We start from the raw sequence: 14103 nt of genomic DNA, 5'->3' as shown, positions 1-14103 counted from the left end.
CGGATCATACAGGCACCTTGTGGTGGTTGCGCAAGCAAGCGGGCCGCGTGCAAGGGGGCACAACGAAAGGAATAGGCCATGACAACCTCAAAACCCCGGCCATCGATTGTCTACGGCGAAAGCCATTCTTATCCGGTGCTGCCGCTCCGTGACATCGTTGTCTTCCCGCACATGATCGTGCCGCTCTTCGTCGGCCGCGAGAAGTCGATCCGCGCTCTTGAAGAAGTGATGAAGAACGATGCGCTGATCCTGCTCGCGACGCAGAAGAATGCGTCCGACGACGATCCGGCGCCCGAGTCGATCTACGAGACGGGAACGCTCGCCAGCGTGCTGCAGCTCCTGAAGCTGCCCGACGGCACCGTGAAGGTGCTGGTCGAAGGGCTCGAGCGCGCGCGCGTCGAGAAATACTCCGACCGCAGCGAGTTCTACGAGGCGACCGCCGTCGCGCTCGCCGACACCGACGCCAATTCGGTTGAAGCCGAAGCCCTGGCGCGCTCGGTCGTGTCCGATTTCGAAAGCTATGTGAAGCTGAACAAGAAGATATCCGCCGAAGTCGTCGGCGTTGTTCAGGGGATCACCGATTTCGCCAAGCTGAGCGACAACGTCGCTTCGCATCTGGCGGTCAAGATCGCCGATCGCCAGGCGATCCTGGAGACGCTGTCGGTCACCCAACGCCTGGAGAAGGTGCTGGGCCTGATGGAGAGCGAGATCTCGGTCTTGCAGGTCGAGAAGCGCATCCGCTCGCGCGTCAAGCGCCAGATGGAGAAGACCCAGCGCGAGTATTACCTGAACGAGCAGATGAAGGCGATCCAGAAGGAGCTCGGCGACGACGAAGGTCGCGACGAGCTGGCCGATCTGGAAGAGCGCATCAACAAGACCAAGCTGTCCAAGGAAGCGCGCGAAAAGGCGCAGCATGAGCTGAAGAAGCTGCGTCAGATGTCGCCGATGTCCGCGGAAGCGACCGTGGTGCGCAACTATCTGGACTGGCTGCTGTCGATCCCGTGGAACAAGAAGTCCAAGGTCAAGAAGGATCTGGAAGCCGCGCAGGCGGTGTTGGACTCCGACCATTACGGGCTCGAGAAGGTCAAGGACCGTATCGTCGAGTATCTCGCGGTGCAGTCGCGCGCCAACAAGCTGACCGGACCGATCCTGTGCCTGGTCGGGCCTCCCGGCGTCGGCAAGACCTCGCTCGGCAAGTCGATCGCGAAGGCGACGGGGCGTGAATTCGTGCGCGTCTCGCTCGGCGGCGTGCGCGACGAAGCCGAGATCCGCGGTCACCGCCGCACCTATATCGGCTCGATGCCCGGCAAGATCATCCAGTCGATGCGGAAGGCGAAGACCTCCAATCCGCTGTTCCTGCTCGACGAGATCGACAAGATGGGCGCCGACTTCCGCGGCGATCCGTCATCGGCTCTGCTCGAGGTCCTGGACCCCGAACAGAACTCGACGTTCAACGACCACTACCTGGAGGTCGACTACGACCTGTCGAACGTGATGTTCATCACGACCGCGAATACGCTCAATATTCCGGGACCGCTGATGGACCGCATGGAGATCATCCGGATCGCCGGCTACACCGAGAACGAGAAGGTCGAGATCGCGCGCAAGCACCTGATCCCGAACGCGCTCTCCAAGCACGGTCTGGATTCCAAGGAATGGTCGATCGATGACGATGCGCTGCTCTTGATGATCCGCCGCTACACCCGCGAAGCGGGCGTGCGCAACCTGGAGCGTGAGCTCTCCACACTCGCCCGCAAGGCGGTGAAGGAGCTGATGATCTCCAAGAAGAAGTCGGTCAAGGTCACCGAGAAGAACATCGAAGAGTTCCTCGGCGTGCCGAAGTACCGCTTCGGCGAAATCGAGAGCGAGGACCAGGTCGGTATCGTCACCGGTCTGGCCTGGACCGATGTCGGCGGCGAGTTGCTCACCATCGAAGGCGTCATGATGCCCGGCAAGGGCAAGATGACGGTCACGGGCAATCTGCGCGACGTCATGAAGGAATCGATCTCGGCGGCGGCGTCCTACGTCCGCTCGCGTGCGATCACCTATGGCATCGAGCCGCCGCTATTCGACAGGCGCGATATCCACGTGCACGTGCCCGAGGGTGCGACGCCGAAGGATGGACCGTCCGCAGGCGTGGCGATGGCCACCGCGATCATCTCGGTCATGACCGGCATTCCGGTCCGCCACGAGGTCGCGATGACCGGCGAGATCACGCTGCGGGGCCGCGTGCTGCCGATCGGCGGTCTGAAGGAGAAGCTCCTGGCTGCCGCCCGCGGCGGCATCAAGACGGTGCTGATCCCCGAGGACAACGCCAAGGATCTCACGGAGATTTCCGATGCGATCAAGGGCGGCATGGAGATCATCCCGGTCTCCCGGCTCGACGAGGTCGTCGCCAGGGCGTTGGTGCGGGTGCCCACACCGATCGTCTGGGAAGAGGAGACCAAGGTCGACGTCAAGCCCGACGCTGCCGAAGAGACCGGCGGCCTGACGGCGCACTGACCGGACCGGATTGCTTGAACAACGAACGGCGCCTTCGGGCGCCGTTTTTGTTTATGGGAGTTTCGCGCGAAGATAACGCGCCAGGACAAGCGGCAGGCAGAGAGGAGGGCGCCATGAAGATCGACGGACAATGCCATTGCGGCTTCGTGACCTTTGATGCCGATATCGATCCGGAGCGGGTCTCGATCTGCCACTGCACGGATTGCCAGACGCTGACCGGCTCGCCCTACCGCGTCACAGTGATCTGCTCCGGCGAAGCGATACGCCTCACGGGCAAATCGCCGAAAATCTATGGGAAGCCCGGCGACAATGGCCGGATCCGCTTCCAGCATTTCTGCCCCGAATGCGGTTCCCCGCTGTTCACGAGCGGCGAGGACGGTGGCCCGGAGGATTGGGGCATCCGCTGGGGCAGCATCCGCCAGCGCGACCAATTGCAGCCGCGGCGCCAAATCTGGTGCCGCTCGGCCGCGCCCTGGATCAATGATCTCAAGGCATTGCCGGGACTTCCGACTGAATGATGGTAGCCACCTTGCGCCGCGGGCCAGGGCGAGGGTAAAGAAGCAGGCGAGGGCGGCTAGCTCAGCTGGTTAGAGCATCTCGTTTACACCGAGAGGGTCGGGAGTTCGAATCTCTCGCCGCCCACCAGCCTTCGCCCTGCGGCTTCGGCTCGGCAAGCCGGAGCTTGGAGAGCGAAGGCGGACTGGTGCTGTTCGTCAGCGTTCATCCTTGTTCACCCGCGAAGATCAGCTTTTGTAGCGCAGGGCCTTTCTACTCTTGCGCCATGTTGGTCGCTTTGGCCTCCGACAAGAAGGCGTCGACGGCAAATTGGGCAAGCGGCGCGAGAGATTCCCTGATCTGACAGAGTTCGGCGAGCGTGAACGTCGTTAGCTTGCCCTCAGTAATCGTCAGCTCTTCAGAACAAATCGATCGGACGATAAATATCTCGGCGTGAAAGTTGCCGCCGGTAATCGGGTGGTTTGAACCAACGCAGCGCGCGAGATGCTGGAAGCGCTCTGCCGGCAGATGGCAGCCCAGTTCTTCGTGGATCTCACGGGCAATACAGTCCCTGAAAGTCTCGTTGCCTTCGCGTCGGCCACCAAAAAGGCTGATCTTGCCGGGATCGACGATACCGGGCTTGTCGTCGCGCAATTGCATGAGAAAGCGACCATCTGTATCGATCACGATGGCCGCGGCGCCTTCTCTCAAGCTCATGATGATCCTCGATGGTGCGCATGACCCATAGTTTCGCCGTCGCGGAGCCGCAACGGCTGGATTTCAGATGGGCAATGATAGCGCACCAGTCACAATTGAGCTCGCGCGAATGCGCTCTGCGCGGGCTTCGGCTCGGCGGGCCGAAGTTTCGCAGAGCGAAGGCGAATTGGTGCGGCAAGTTCGATGCCGCACCGATGCAGACGCAGCCTGTCGAAATGATATCCGATCTCACGCCGTCTTGGTGAACATCGTCAGGATGCCATCGGCGATGTTGATGGCAACGACTTGCGACGACGTCACGCCCTTGGCCTTGAGCGCGGATACCGCCTGCGGGGTCGCGTCGATGGTCTTCCGAAGTGACTGCATGTCCTCGTCGCTCGTCTGCGAGATGATCTCATCGACTTTCGAGCGCACCGCCGGCTGCAGTTCCTTGACGTCAACAACCTGTATGGTCCGTATCACGGTGCCGGGCTCGGACTGAGCGGGTGGCGACTCCGCCCCACGTTGCGAGGGAGTTCCCTGCGCCAGCACCAAAGACGGTGTTCCGAGGCAGAGAGCTGCAATGATGGCGGATGCCGTAAAGATGCGCATGGTCATGCCTTTCCAGGTTGAAGACCAAACGAGTCCTATCCGGGAAATCTGGTTGGCATCTGCTTTTCATGTGGCCATTCGGTGAAAGCAATGCGGCCTCAATGCGCGGCGCTGCGCTCGCCGGAGGATTGGCGATGCGCCCAACCGGGTGATATCATTGCATGAAAACCCCCGGGAGCTGCCCATGCGAGTCTTTGTTGCCGCCGTGATGATCGCGCTGATGGCCGGATCGGCGTTCGCACAGAATGCCGTGCCGCAATATGGTGACATCGACAAGGAGAAGAGTCCGTCGCAGAAGGAGGAGGAGCGCAACGCCGAGCGCGCCTACAAGAAGTCGTTGCGCAACATTCCCGACAAGGCAGGGCCCAGCGATCCCTGGGGCGCTGTGCGCAGTGACAACGCGGCTCCGCCGGCCAGCCACACAACGCAGAAGAAATCCAAGACCGGCAGTGCCGCGAAGCAGGCACCGCAATGATGCTGCGGATTACAACGAAGAGACATGCTGATGGATACCGCCCTTGGCCACGAGCAGAACGCCGACCAGATCGCCTATTGGAACGGGCCGGGTGGCCAGCGCTGGGCTGACCGGCAAGCAGCGCAGGACGTCCTGTTGGCACCGGTCCTCGATATCCTGATCGATCGCGCCAGGCCGAACACAGGCGAGCGCGTCATCGATGTCGGCTGCGGCAGCGGCGCGACCACCGTCGCGTTTGCAGGGAAGGTCGGGCCGTCCGGCCACGTGCTCGGCATCGACGTATCGGGCCCGATGCTCGAGCGGGCGCGGCAACGCGTGACGCCGGGATTGTCGCTGGAATATGCGCTCGCGGACGCGACCGTGTATCCGTTCGCTCCCGCAAGCTTCGACCTGTTGGCGTCGCGGTTCGGCGTGATGTTCTTTGCCGATCCCGCGGTGTCGTGTGCGAATATGAGGAAGGCGCTGCGATCGTCGGGGCGGCTTGCGTTCGTCTGCTGGCGCGAGCCGCGAGAGAATCCATTCTTCATGACGCCGTTGCAGGCCGCCTACAAGCACGTGCCGAAATTGCCGCAGCAGGGCCCCGAGGATCCCGGGCCGTTCGCGTTCGCCTCGGAGGAGCGTGTGCGACGTATCCTCGGCGCGGCCGGCTTTACGAATGTGGAGATGGAGCCGTGCCCGCTCTCGCTCGACGCCGCGATCGGCGGCGGCCTCGATGGCGCCGTGCAAGGCGCGCTCGAGATCGGGCCGGTCAGCCGGGCGCTGCAGGATCAGCCGCCTGAACTCCGCGCCGCTGCCGCCGGTGCGATCCGCGAGGCGCTCGCGCCGTTCGTCAAAGGCAATTCAGTGATGCTGCCTGCCTCGATCTGGATCGTGACGGCGAAGGCTTCGTAGCAGCCAACCGTCATTGCGAGCGGAGCGAAGCAATCCATGTCTCCACACGCGGCGCGATGGATTGCTTCGCTCCGCTCGCAATGACGGAAGAGCGGCGCTACGCCCGCTCTTCCCAGATCATCGCGAGATGTACGATGGTCTGCACCGCCTTTTCCATGTCCTGCCGGCTCACCCATTCCAGGCGCGAGTGGAAGGCGTGCTCGCCGGCGAAGATGTTGGGGCAGGGCAGGCCCATGAACGAGAGGCGCGAGCCGTCGGTGCCGCCGCGGATCGAGGTCTTCACCGGGGTCAGGCCGGCGCGGCGAATGGCCTCGCCCGCGTAGTCGACGATCTCGGGGTGACGGTCGATCACCTGCTTCATGTTGCGGTACTGCTCCTTGACCTCCATGCGGTAGGTCGAGCGCGGATAGGCCTTCATCACGTCCTTGACGATGGCCTCCAGCAGCGCCTCCTTCTCCTTCAGCCCGGCCTCCGTGAAATCGCGCACGATGAAGTCGAGCCTGGCCTGCTCCAGCGCGCCCGAGATCGCGATCGGATGCAGAAAGCCTTCCTTGCCTTCGGTGGTCTCCGGCGAGCAGGTCGTCTTCGGCAGCCGCTCGATGATCCCCGCGGCGATCTTGATCGCGTGCTCCATCTTGCCCTTGGCGAACCCGGGATGGGTGGAGACGCCTTCGATCGTGATGGTGGCGCCGTCGGCGGAAAAGGTCTCGTCCTCGATATGGCCGGCGGTTTCGCCGTCGATTGTGTAGGCGAAATCGGCGCCGAGTTTCTTCAGGTCGACCTTGTCGACGCCGCGGCCGATCTCCTCATCGGGTGTGAACAGGATCTTGATGGTGCCGTGCTTCACCTGGGGATTGTTAACGAGGAAATGGGCGGCATCCATGATCTCGGCGACGCCGGCCTTGTTGTCCGCTCCCAGCAGCGTGGTGCCGTCGGTGGTGATGATGTCGTTGCCGATCTGGTCGGACAGCGCTGGATGCTCGGCGGCCCGAATCACCTGCGCGGGGTCGGCCGGCAGCACGATGTCGCCGCCGCGATAGTTCCTGACGATCTGCGGCCGCACATTCCTGCCGGTGCAGTCCGGCGAGGTGTCCATGTGCGAGCAGAAGCAGATCACCGGCACCTTCTTGTCTGATGTGGCCGGGATGGTCGCGTAGACATAGCCGTGCTGGTCGAGGTGGGCGTCGCTGAGCCCCATCGCCTGCAATTCCGAGACGAGGAGGCGGCCGAGATCCTTCTGCTTCTCGGTGGAAGGGCAGGTCGGCGATTCCGGATCGGACTGGGTGTCGATCACGACGTAGCGCAGGAAGCGCTCGGTGACGGTGTGTTTGAAATCGAGCGTGGGAGCCAGCATGGTGACCGCAATTGCAGGAGAGGGATTGGGCTGGCTCTATAACAGAAAAGCGCCACTCCGGGGGCCGCGTCGAAGAGCCGGAATGGCGCTGACTGAACGAAGGGCTTGGCCGATCACTCGGCCGGTCACTTTGGCCGATTAGATGGCTTCCTTGAGTTCCTTGGCGGGGCGGAAGGCGACCTTCTTGCTGGCCTTGATGTGGATCTGCTCGCCGGTGGCGGGGTTGCGGCCCATCCGGGCGGCGCGCTTGCGCACCTGCAGGATGCCGAGGCCGACGATGCGGATACGCTCGCCCTTCTTCAGGTGCTTGGTGATTCGCGTCACGACGTCGGTCAGGATGCTTTCGGCCTGTTTCTTGGAGAGCTCCTGGTCTTCGGCGATCGCCGCCGCCAGATGCTTCAGGGTGATGGTCGCCGGGGTCGCTGCTTTCTTCGCCATGTGTGGCCCTCCTCGTGATGAACGGCTTAAAGAAGCGTTTTCGAACGAAGCGGATGCTGAATCGTTGGGGAAAACGCGTCGACGGGAGATCTGGAGCCCTAGGGGGTCTCGATGGCGAGGGTCCAGGAAACCCTGACATTTCAGGCCTTAGTCGATTCGGACCCTGACTGACTACGCCGTTTCGCCCGAAAATCAGGCGTTTCCTGCATCGAAACCGCAAAACCGCCAAACGTCGCAGCTATGAAACGGTTGTGCGAACGGGGCCGTTCGCAACAACTGAAGGTGCCGAGTTGCCGGCGGGAAGTTTGGCGAAGGGAGCGGATCGATAAGTCGAGCGCGGAGCTAACTCTTTGAAACACATCGCCAAAATGGCGCGAGAGACGGGGCTCGAACCCGCGACCTCCGGCGTGACAGGCCGGCGCTCTAACCAACTGAGCTACTCCCGCGTGATGCGCAATTCCGCGAGACGTGGGGGACTTAAAGGGGCGGTCTTTTGAAGTCAAGGACGTTGAGATTCCCCGTGTCCTGCAGGGCTTTGCAGCGTGTTGATAGGGAATCAGCGGCGCTGCACGGAAGGCTCCGCGTTTCCTGCCCGAGGCGACTCGCCGGGTTCCATCAGATGGCGGGCTGGAAAGCCAGATGGCGGGCTGGAAAGCGCTCGGAGGTGCCATCGTGTTGCCACAAGCATAGAGCGAATTTACGTCGAGTGGCGACCGGCGCGTGCTGCTACCTTTGCAATTGCGAGAACTGTCACGGAGTCGATATAGAGCTATTCTGAGAACTTTTCTGATTGAGCTTCGACACTATCAGTTTCACGAGGGCCGGGCTTTGCAATCGGTATTGTTCGCCATCCTGCTATCCGCTGGGCCGTTTGCGGTGCTCGCGCACGGTTTCGCCGGGGCTGGCTCGACAATCACCGGTCTGCTGCTGGCCACGCCAATTGCTGCGCTGCTTCTTCTGGCGAGATGGCGTGAGTTCAGGCCCGACATTTGCGACGTGCTGTTCGTGCTGTTTTGTTGCGGCATCGCGCTCTCGTTCGCCGTCAACGGCATCGCCGCTCCGAAAGAGGCTGCCCTTCTGGGGTTGTCGCTTGCGGCTTATCCCGCGATCAGGGTGAGCTCCCGTTGCGGCCAAGTTCCCCAAGCCTTCGTGGTTGTCACAGGCGCGATCGTGGCGGTCGGAGCCGTCGTCACGCTGGTGGCGCTGCTTGGCCAATGGAACGACCACCATGGTAAACCGCTGGTCTTTGACGAGTACGACGCTGCGCCGGCGCAATTCACGACGTCGCTTGGCTTGCTGCTTCTGGCGCTGGCCTGCACAGAACTCAATTGGCGACGGACTGCATGGATCTCGATCCTCGCGGCCGTGCCCCTGGTCATCTTCGCGGCGTCGATGGTACGCTACTCCTTCATCGTGATCGTGGTGGCGCTGCTCGCAGCGATGTTGGTTGCCAAGGCCGGCCAGCGCAAATTCATTGCCGTGATCGTGTGCGTCACGATCGCTTCGGTTGCGCTTGGCGCAGTTGTCAGGTCATCAACAACGCTCAGATTCGCCAAGCTCGCCGAAGCGGCGTTGGGTTTTCAGGTTGCCGAGCCGGGCAACGATGAATCGCCGGCGCCGCCGGTTTCGCCGCCGGCGAGTGCACTGCCAGCCCCCGCCGCATCAGGCCGCATCGCTACCGAGGCAGCTCCGCCAGTGTCGCCTCCGCCTTCGCAAGCCTCTTGTCCTTCGATCGACCTGGACAATTCGATCATCATCCGGCAGCAGCTCTACAAGGACGCCTTCGCGTTGCTGCCGGAAGCGGGGCTGACGGGACTGGGACTGGACGGTTTCACCCAGCGGTCGTGCCTGAAAGGCTTCCAGGTTCACAACTCGATCCTGCAGGCCATCATCGAATTCGGCTGGCCGGCGGGTATCTTCCTCATCCTGTTGCTCTATCACGCGATGGGAACGCGGATGTTGTCGCTGGCGAGGATCAACCGCGAAGCCCGCTTCGTGCTGTGCAGCCTGGTATTCACGCTCATGCTGAGCATGGCGCATGGCAGGATCAGCAGGGACGTCGCCTTGTTCCTGTTTCTGGGATACGCCGCAAAGCTGCGAAGCAGTGCGCTCGATATTGAAGAGCAAGCCTGGGTAGACGGTCCGATCAATGCCATTCCGGTACCGGGTGTCGGCGCTCGCTTGACCGCCGCCTGACGGCGGAGACCGCCAGATTCTGGCCCAGACTAGAATTCGTAGAGGTCCCGGCCGCGGCGGGCCAGATCCCTGAGATCGGCCAATGTGCCGCGGACAGCGCTGCAGCAGCGGCATTCGATCACCGTGTCACCGGATGCGGCGGCCGGTCTCTCCAGCTTGATCGATAGGCTGCCGCAATCGGTGCAGACGATCTTGAAGCTGGAGGCGTATGTTTCCTGATGCAGATTCATCGGCGGCGAGGGTCCTACTGGCCCTCTCTATACGCGCCGAAATTTAAGCTTGGGATCGCAACGTCGGTTGCAATCGAACGATTGCGTTAGGGCTTGTTAACGCTGGCTGTCTGGCCGGGCGGTTAAATCCAGCGTTGGCCGTCCTAGCGCCAGCGCTGCGTCACCGACCGATCGTCGCGTGTTGACGAGGATGATGCCGCTGGCGTGGGCCCAGACCGCGAGATCGGATTTGCTGTCGCCGGCATAGATGAAGCCTTCCGGAAATAGCTCGCGGAGCAACGTGGCCTTGGCCGGCCCCTTCAGGTTTCCCTTGCCATCGGAGGCGAACACCTGATCGAAGACGGGCAGGCGGAATGCGAGTTGGCCGGCGAGCACGGCGTCGGCGGCGGTAGCGAGCACGATCATGCGGCCGGCGGCCTGCTCCAGGCGCGCCAACGCGACGACCTCATGATGAAATTCGAGCCGATCCCAGTCGATGCGGTTGCGCAGCGCAAGCTGGCGCTTGAGCGCGGCGCGTCCTCGCAACAGCCATCTGGCGCAGGCGAGCACGATCAGCGGATTGCGGCGCAGGATCGAGAAGAAGCTCTTATAGAGGAGATCGCCCTTGATGAGGGTGCCGTCGAGGTCCAGCACCAGCGGCATCGATATCGGCAGGCCCAGCAGCGCATCGGCGGCCATGCGTGCATCCCGCTGCTTCCGCGGTGTTGAGGCAACGTTCAGGGTAAGGTCAGTCACGCATCGCACTCAACTGGTTCGGAACCGTGCAGGCCACAATCTCGCGTCCACCGCTCTGGCTTGCCTTGCAGTCGCCATAGCCGAGATTGCTTGCGACGGCTGATCCGCTCTGATCGGAGGACGACACGATCAGCACCTGCGGCGCGCCGCGATTGGAGTTGCGGAATTTTGCGAGCTCAGCGGCGTCGCGCTCGCTTTCCCAGTCGGTGGTCGCGCGCAGGAAATCGTGCGACGACACATATTGCAGCGGGAAATAGCCGAAATAGCGGGTCGAGGGCAGCGTGGACGAGAGACCTGCGCCGCGGGCGGCCAGCGCCGCGGTCTGGGCCGCATGCAAAGTGGGGCGAATGCGCCAGGCGAACAGGGAGCTGTCGCGCTGGGCGATCAGATCGGCATTGACGAAGGTCCTGCCGGGGTTCTCGCGGCCGATCTCAAGCTCGCTTTCCAGCACCGGCGCCCAGCTCTTGTAGGCCACCGTGCGGATCGCGGTCTGGCAGACCAGGCCGGCGATCGCGGCCAAGCACAGGATGCGCACCAGTGCTTCGCGTGGCTGGCGGCTCGCGATGAAGAGCACGACCGCGATCCAGCTATAGGGAGCGAGCCGTTCCGACAGCAGCGCCGAGCCGGTCTTCAGGTTGAGGAGCGACACCAGCACCACAAGGACGAAGAAGATGGGCCAGGTCAGGTTGCCCGCCCGCAAGCGCCGCAGCGCCATGGCGCCGGTCACCAGCACCGCCGCCAGAAGCGGCGCCAGCGCCGCCACTTCCCAGGAGGTGAAGGTGAAGAGGTGCGTGGCGGCAAGGATCCGGCGCAGGATCTGCGTGATGCCGCCTTCTCCGCCCGGCACCTCGCCGGGAATGTTCTGGTAGGCGAGGAGAAACCCTGCGATCAGGACCAGCACCGGCATGGCGGCCGCAGCGGACCAGACGCCATCGACGAGCAATCGTCGGCCGGCGGCGCGCGGGCCGGCGTGCTCCAGCGTGCGGAGCGCACGGGTGATACCGTCAGCCGCAAGCAGCAGGCAGGCCGCGACCACGGAGGTGATGTGGGTCAGGTAGAGGGCCGCCAGGAATAGTGCGGTGGCGAGGAAGGTGAAGATGTCACCGCGCCCGCGCACCTTGCTCCAGAAGCTTGCGAACAAGAGGAACAGCGGCACGCCAAGGGCGAAATTGTAGAAGCCCCAATGGATGAAGACGCCGAAGGCAACCGGCAACAGCAGCAGCATCGGCAGCAGCGGCCGCTCGGTTTCCGTGCGGGACACCACAAAGGCGGCGGCGATCCAGATCAGCCCGTACAGGCTCAGAAACAGCGTGTTGGCGAGCAGCGGATTCCCGGTCAGCCGGATCAGGCCGGCGAGCAACAGATAGATCGCGGAGTTCGGCTCGATGCGCGAATTCCACTGGTAGAAGGAGGCGGCAGGCTCCTGCAGCACGCCACCCCATCCGAAGCGGGCGATCAGGTCGGCCTGTGCCAGATGCACCGGGCCATCCTGGGTCGGCACCAGCTTGACCAACCAGACCGGGCCGTCGAGCAAAAGCGCCAGCGCGGCGAAAGCCAGCGTCGCGACCGCGACGCCGGCGTAGTTTCGTGGGGCGCTCAGGGAGGCCGTCATCGACATGGTCAGCGACCCCCGCTGAGACGGATGAGGTCCGAACTGGTGAGGCTGTTGAGCAGCGGCAGGTCGACGAAGGTCAGGATGCCGAACAGCGCCATGGTGACGGCAGCGGCGATCAGCATGGACGGCTGCCGCATCAGCTCCTCGGGCCGTGCGGCCGCGGAATCCGGGGTCAATGCGAGCCGCATGTAGGCGGCGAACAGCGCGATCAGGAACGGGATCGCGACGATGTATTCGATCCGGTACTTGATCAGGAAGATCGCCATCATGAACGCAAAGCCCTGGGCGTAGACGAGGCAGCTCGTCACCAGGCTCGAATGCGTATAGACGGCGAAGGAGGGGCGATAGGCGGCGAGGTTGGCGGTGCCGCCGGCCTCGACGATGGCGCGATGTTCGGAAACGCGCTTGGCGGCCATCAGGAAGGCGCCGCCGAACCAGTAGGCAAGCAGGATCGAGATCGGCGGGGCGATATGCGGGACCACCGCGAACCAGCCGAACAGGAAGCGCATGGGATTGTTGAGGGACTCGACAATGACGTCGAGGAAGGCGCGATCCTTGGCGCGGATCGGGCGCACGTTGTAGATGACGCCGAAAGCGGCGAATACGGCGGCGGTGAGGGCGAAGCTCCGGCCGAGCTGGTTGGCGACGAGCAGGCCCACGCCGGTCAAGAGGATATACTGGGCGAAGACGATGCTGGGCGACATCGCGGTCTGCACTGCCGGACGCGCCCGCTTGGTCGGGTGCATCGCATCGAAGGGGGCATCGAGCCATTCGTTGATGGTGTAGTTGGCGGACGACAGCGCCATGGCGACGAACAGGCAGGCGAGCAGGCGTTCTCCCACCGTCGCGTAGTCGACCGGTCCGGTCCCTGCCATGATCATCGCGAAGGCGACGCCTGGCACGATCAGCACGTGCTTGATCCAGTGATCGGGCCGGGCGATGGCGATGTAGTCGGCGAGACCCGCCGACGGCGGCGCGTAGTGGGTGACGGACATGCAATCCTCCAGGCTGCCTCTGTGCCGCATCGGGGCGGATGCGACGGAAGATGCCTTGGAAGGGCAGCGATCGTGCCGCAGTGACGAGGGAGGCCATCAGGGGCGCCGAAACCCAGGTAATGCGGTTAACGGCGGTAGCGGAGGCGGGGTTTTCGGGGTTTTCGGCCCGCCGCATAGGCCGTCGTGCAGCCGAATCCAGGTCGGCGGCGGCGAAAGGTGGGGGCGATTGTTGCCAGCGCCTGCGCCGGATTGGTACAGGCTGTTCCAAACCGGGCAGTCTGTCAGCTTCGCAAGCCCACCAAAGAACAAAGCCGCCCGGAGGCGGCCTTCGGTGCCTTGTCAGGGAATGTGCGGGTCAGCGGACCGTGGAGGTCCCCGAGCTGGTAATCGCCACCGGCTTGCCAGCCTTCACCACCTGGGTTTGGGCGGTCTGGGTGAACTCCGAATTGTTGCGCGCGGCGATACCCAAGGCTGTGACCGCAATGCCCGCCACCAGCGCGACCACCACGATCTTCAGGTGGGTCGAGCGATCCGCCGAGTGAATTGAGTGGTTCATCTGACGCCTCCGGGCGAACTTTGCCGCCGCCTGTCGGGAAGACAGGTAGCTTTAATCTGTTTCAGGATGGTTTCGCGGGTTCCCCAAAATGGTTTCGTTGCTCGGCGGGATTGGTTTCCTGCGAAGCGTGTCTGACCGCAGGCGGCTGGGGCTAAAGGAAAAAAGTCACAAACGAAGGAGGATTCCCTGGGGATAACGCTGCCACAGGGGCGGCGGGCCAACATACCGTGTCGGCCGACAGGACCGCTGCGGTTCAACTAAACGAGAGGCGCGCAGAGACGGCCGGGCGATTATTAGCCACCGTGGATTTGAG

General features: G+C 63.2%; 14 protein-coding genes and 2 tRNA genes. 6 read left to right on the top strand and 10 right to left on the bottom strand.

The features are described from left to right. The first annotated feature begins 78 nt into the window (after positions 1-78). The 3 genes from lon (at position 79) to ACZIRK_RS27005 (ending at position 3147) form a co-directional block, all read left to right on the top strand. Positions 79-2502, top strand: a complete 2424-nt coding sequence (gene lon / locus ACZIRK_RS27015; protein ID WP_130227024.1) for an endopeptidase La — start codon at positions 79-81, stop codon at positions 2500-2502. A 113-nt stretch (positions 2503-2615) separates the two neighbouring features. Then, on the top strand, positions 2616-3020 hold the full coding sequence (locus tag ACZIRK_RS27010; protein ID WP_130227023.1) for a GFA family protein: 405 nt from the start codon (positions 2616-2618) through the stop codon (positions 3018-3020). Between the two features lie 50 nt (positions 3021-3070). After that, a tRNA-Val gene (locus tag ACZIRK_RS27005) sits at positions 3071-3147 on the top strand. Between the two features lie 123 nt (positions 3148-3270). Here ACZIRK_RS27005 and ACZIRK_RS27000 read toward each other — a convergent pair. Together ACZIRK_RS27000 and ACZIRK_RS26995 are read right to left on the bottom strand one after the other, a co-directional pair. Further along, complete coding sequence (locus ACZIRK_RS27000; RefSeq protein WP_130227022.1) at positions 3271-3714, bottom strand: NUDIX domain-containing protein; 444 nt, start codon at positions 3712-3714, stop codon at positions 3271-3273. A 228-nt stretch (positions 3715-3942) separates the two neighbouring features. After that, positions 3943-4311: a hypothetical protein gene (locus tag ACZIRK_RS26995; RefSeq protein ID WP_028162819.1), complete on the bottom strand. Its 369-nt coding sequence runs from the start codon at positions 4309-4311 to the stop codon at positions 3943-3945. Positions 4312-4489: 178 nt separating this feature from the next. On the opposite strand from ACZIRK_RS26995, the gene ACZIRK_RS26990 reads away from it, so the two are divergent. Both ACZIRK_RS26990 and ACZIRK_RS26985 read left to right on the top strand, forming a co-directional pair. Continuing rightward, positions 4490-4780, top strand: coding sequence for a hypothetical protein (locus tag ACZIRK_RS26990; protein WP_028162818.1), 291 nt, complete (start codon positions 4490-4492; stop codon positions 4778-4780). 30 nt (positions 4781-4810) lie between these two features. Next, complete coding sequence (locus tag ACZIRK_RS26985; RefSeq protein ID WP_130227021.1) at positions 4811-5671, top strand: class I SAM-dependent methyltransferase; 861 nt, start codon at positions 4811-4813, stop codon at positions 5669-5671. Positions 5672-5768: 97 nt separating this feature from the next. On the opposite strand, the gene pepT is transcribed toward ACZIRK_RS26985, so the two are convergent. The 3 genes from pepT to ACZIRK_RS26970 form a co-directional block, all read right to left on the bottom strand. Then, positions 5769-7025: a peptidase T gene (gene pepT / locus ACZIRK_RS26980; protein ID WP_130227020.1), complete on the bottom strand. Its 1257-nt coding sequence runs from the start codon at positions 7023-7025 to the stop codon at positions 5769-5771. A 138-nt stretch (positions 7026-7163) separates the two neighbouring features. After that, positions 7164-7463, bottom strand: a complete 300-nt coding sequence (locus ACZIRK_RS26975; protein ID WP_027580650.1) for an HU family DNA-binding protein — start codon at positions 7461-7463, stop codon at positions 7164-7166. A gap of 369 nt (positions 7464-7832) precedes the next feature. Continuing rightward, positions 7833-7909 (bottom strand) — tRNA-Asp (locus ACZIRK_RS26970). 382 nt (positions 7910-8291) lie between these two features. On the opposite strand from ACZIRK_RS26970, the gene ACZIRK_RS26965 reads away from it, so the two are divergent. Then, the gene (locus ACZIRK_RS26965; RefSeq protein ID WP_130227019.1) at positions 8292-9659 is read left to right on the top strand and encodes an O-antigen ligase family protein; all 1368 of its coding nucleotides are present in this window, start codon (positions 8292-8294) and stop codon (positions 9657-9659) included. 29 nt (positions 9660-9688) lie between these two features. Here the strand turns inward: ACZIRK_RS26965 and ACZIRK_RS26960 are convergent, their stop codons facing one another. The 5 genes from ACZIRK_RS26960 to ACZIRK_RS26940 all read right to left on the bottom strand — a co-directional run bounded on the left by ACZIRK_RS26960 (position 9689) and on the right by ACZIRK_RS26940 (position 13790). Beyond that, the gene (locus tag ACZIRK_RS26960) at positions 9689-9889 is read right to left on the bottom strand and encodes a hypothetical protein (RefSeq protein ID WP_130227018.1); all 201 of its coding nucleotides are present in this window, start codon (positions 9887-9889) and stop codon (positions 9689-9691) included. 96 nt (positions 9890-9985) lie between these two features. Beyond that, positions 9986-10567 carry a haloacid dehalogenase-like hydrolase gene (locus ACZIRK_RS26955; RefSeq protein ID WP_130227017.1) on the bottom strand — a complete coding sequence of 194 codons (582 nt, stop codon included), beginning with the start codon at positions 10565-10567 and terminating at the stop codon, positions 9986-9988. A 49-nt stretch (positions 10568-10616) separates the two neighbouring features. After that, on the bottom strand, positions 10617-12242 hold the full coding sequence (locus ACZIRK_RS26950) for a hypothetical protein (protein ID WP_463328396.1): 1626 nt from the start codon (positions 12240-12242) through the stop codon (positions 10617-10619). A 2-nt stretch (positions 12243-12244) separates the two neighbouring features. After that, positions 12245-13234 (bottom strand): UbiA family prenyltransferase, encoded by a 990-nt coding sequence (locus ACZIRK_RS26945; protein WP_463328395.1) that lies wholly within the window; start codon positions 13232-13234, stop codon positions 12245-12247. A 355-nt stretch (positions 13235-13589) separates the two neighbouring features. Then, positions 13590-13790, bottom strand: coding sequence for a hypothetical protein (locus ACZIRK_RS26940; RefSeq protein WP_028162805.1), 201 nt, complete (start codon positions 13788-13790; stop codon positions 13590-13592). Positions 13791-14103: the final 313 nt, after the last annotated feature.

Source organism: Bradyrhizobium sp. Leo114 (genome assembly GCF_055229415.2).
This window is presented reverse-complemented; position numbering and strand designations above follow the sequence as displayed.

Coding starts and splice junctions, on each gene's coding strand:
- ACZIRK_RS26975 (WP_027580650.1), bottom strand. CDS start 7,463: ATGGCGAAGAAAGCAGCGACCCCGGCGACCATCACCCTGAAGCATCTG.
- ACZIRK_RS26945 (WP_463328395.1), bottom strand. CDS start 13,234: ATGTCCGTCACCCACTACGCGCCGCCGTCGGCGGGTCTCGCCGACTAC.
- ACZIRK_RS26940 (WP_028162805.1), bottom strand. CDS start 13,790: ATGAACCACTCAATTCACTCGGCGGATCGCTCGACCCACCTGAAGATC.
- ACZIRK_RS26950 (WP_463328396.1), bottom strand. CDS start 12,242: ATGTCGATGACGGCCTCCCTGAGCGCCCCACGAAACTACGCCGGCGTC.
- pepT (WP_130227020.1), bottom strand. CDS start 7,025: ATGCTGGCTCCCACGCTCGATTTCAAACACACCGTCACCGAGCGCTTC.
- lon (WP_130227024.1), top strand. CDS start 79: ATGACAACCTCAAAACCCCGGCCATCGATTGTCTACGGCGAAAGCCAT.
- ACZIRK_RS26995 (WP_028162819.1), bottom strand. CDS start 4,311: ATGACCATGCGCATCTTTACGGCATCCGCCATCATTGCAGCTCTCTGC.
- ACZIRK_RS26985 (WP_130227021.1), top strand. CDS start 4,811: ATGGATACCGCCCTTGGCCACGAGCAGAACGCCGACCAGATCGCCTAT.
- ACZIRK_RS26990 (WP_028162818.1), top strand. CDS start 4,490: ATGCGAGTCTTTGTTGCCGCCGTGATGATCGCGCTGATGGCCGGATCG.
- ACZIRK_RS27000 (WP_130227022.1), bottom strand. CDS start 3,714: ATGAGCTTGAGAGAAGGCGCCGCGGCCATCGTGATCGATACAGATGGT.
- ACZIRK_RS27010 (WP_130227023.1), top strand. CDS start 2,616: ATGAAGATCGACGGACAATGCCATTGCGGCTTCGTGACCTTTGATGCC.
- ACZIRK_RS26960 (WP_130227018.1), bottom strand. CDS start 9,889: ATGAATCTGCATCAGGAAACATACGCCTCCAGCTTCAAGATCGTCTGC.
- ACZIRK_RS26955 (WP_130227017.1), bottom strand. CDS start 10,567: ATGGCCGCCGATGCGCTGCTGGGCCTGCCGATATCGATGCCGCTGGTG.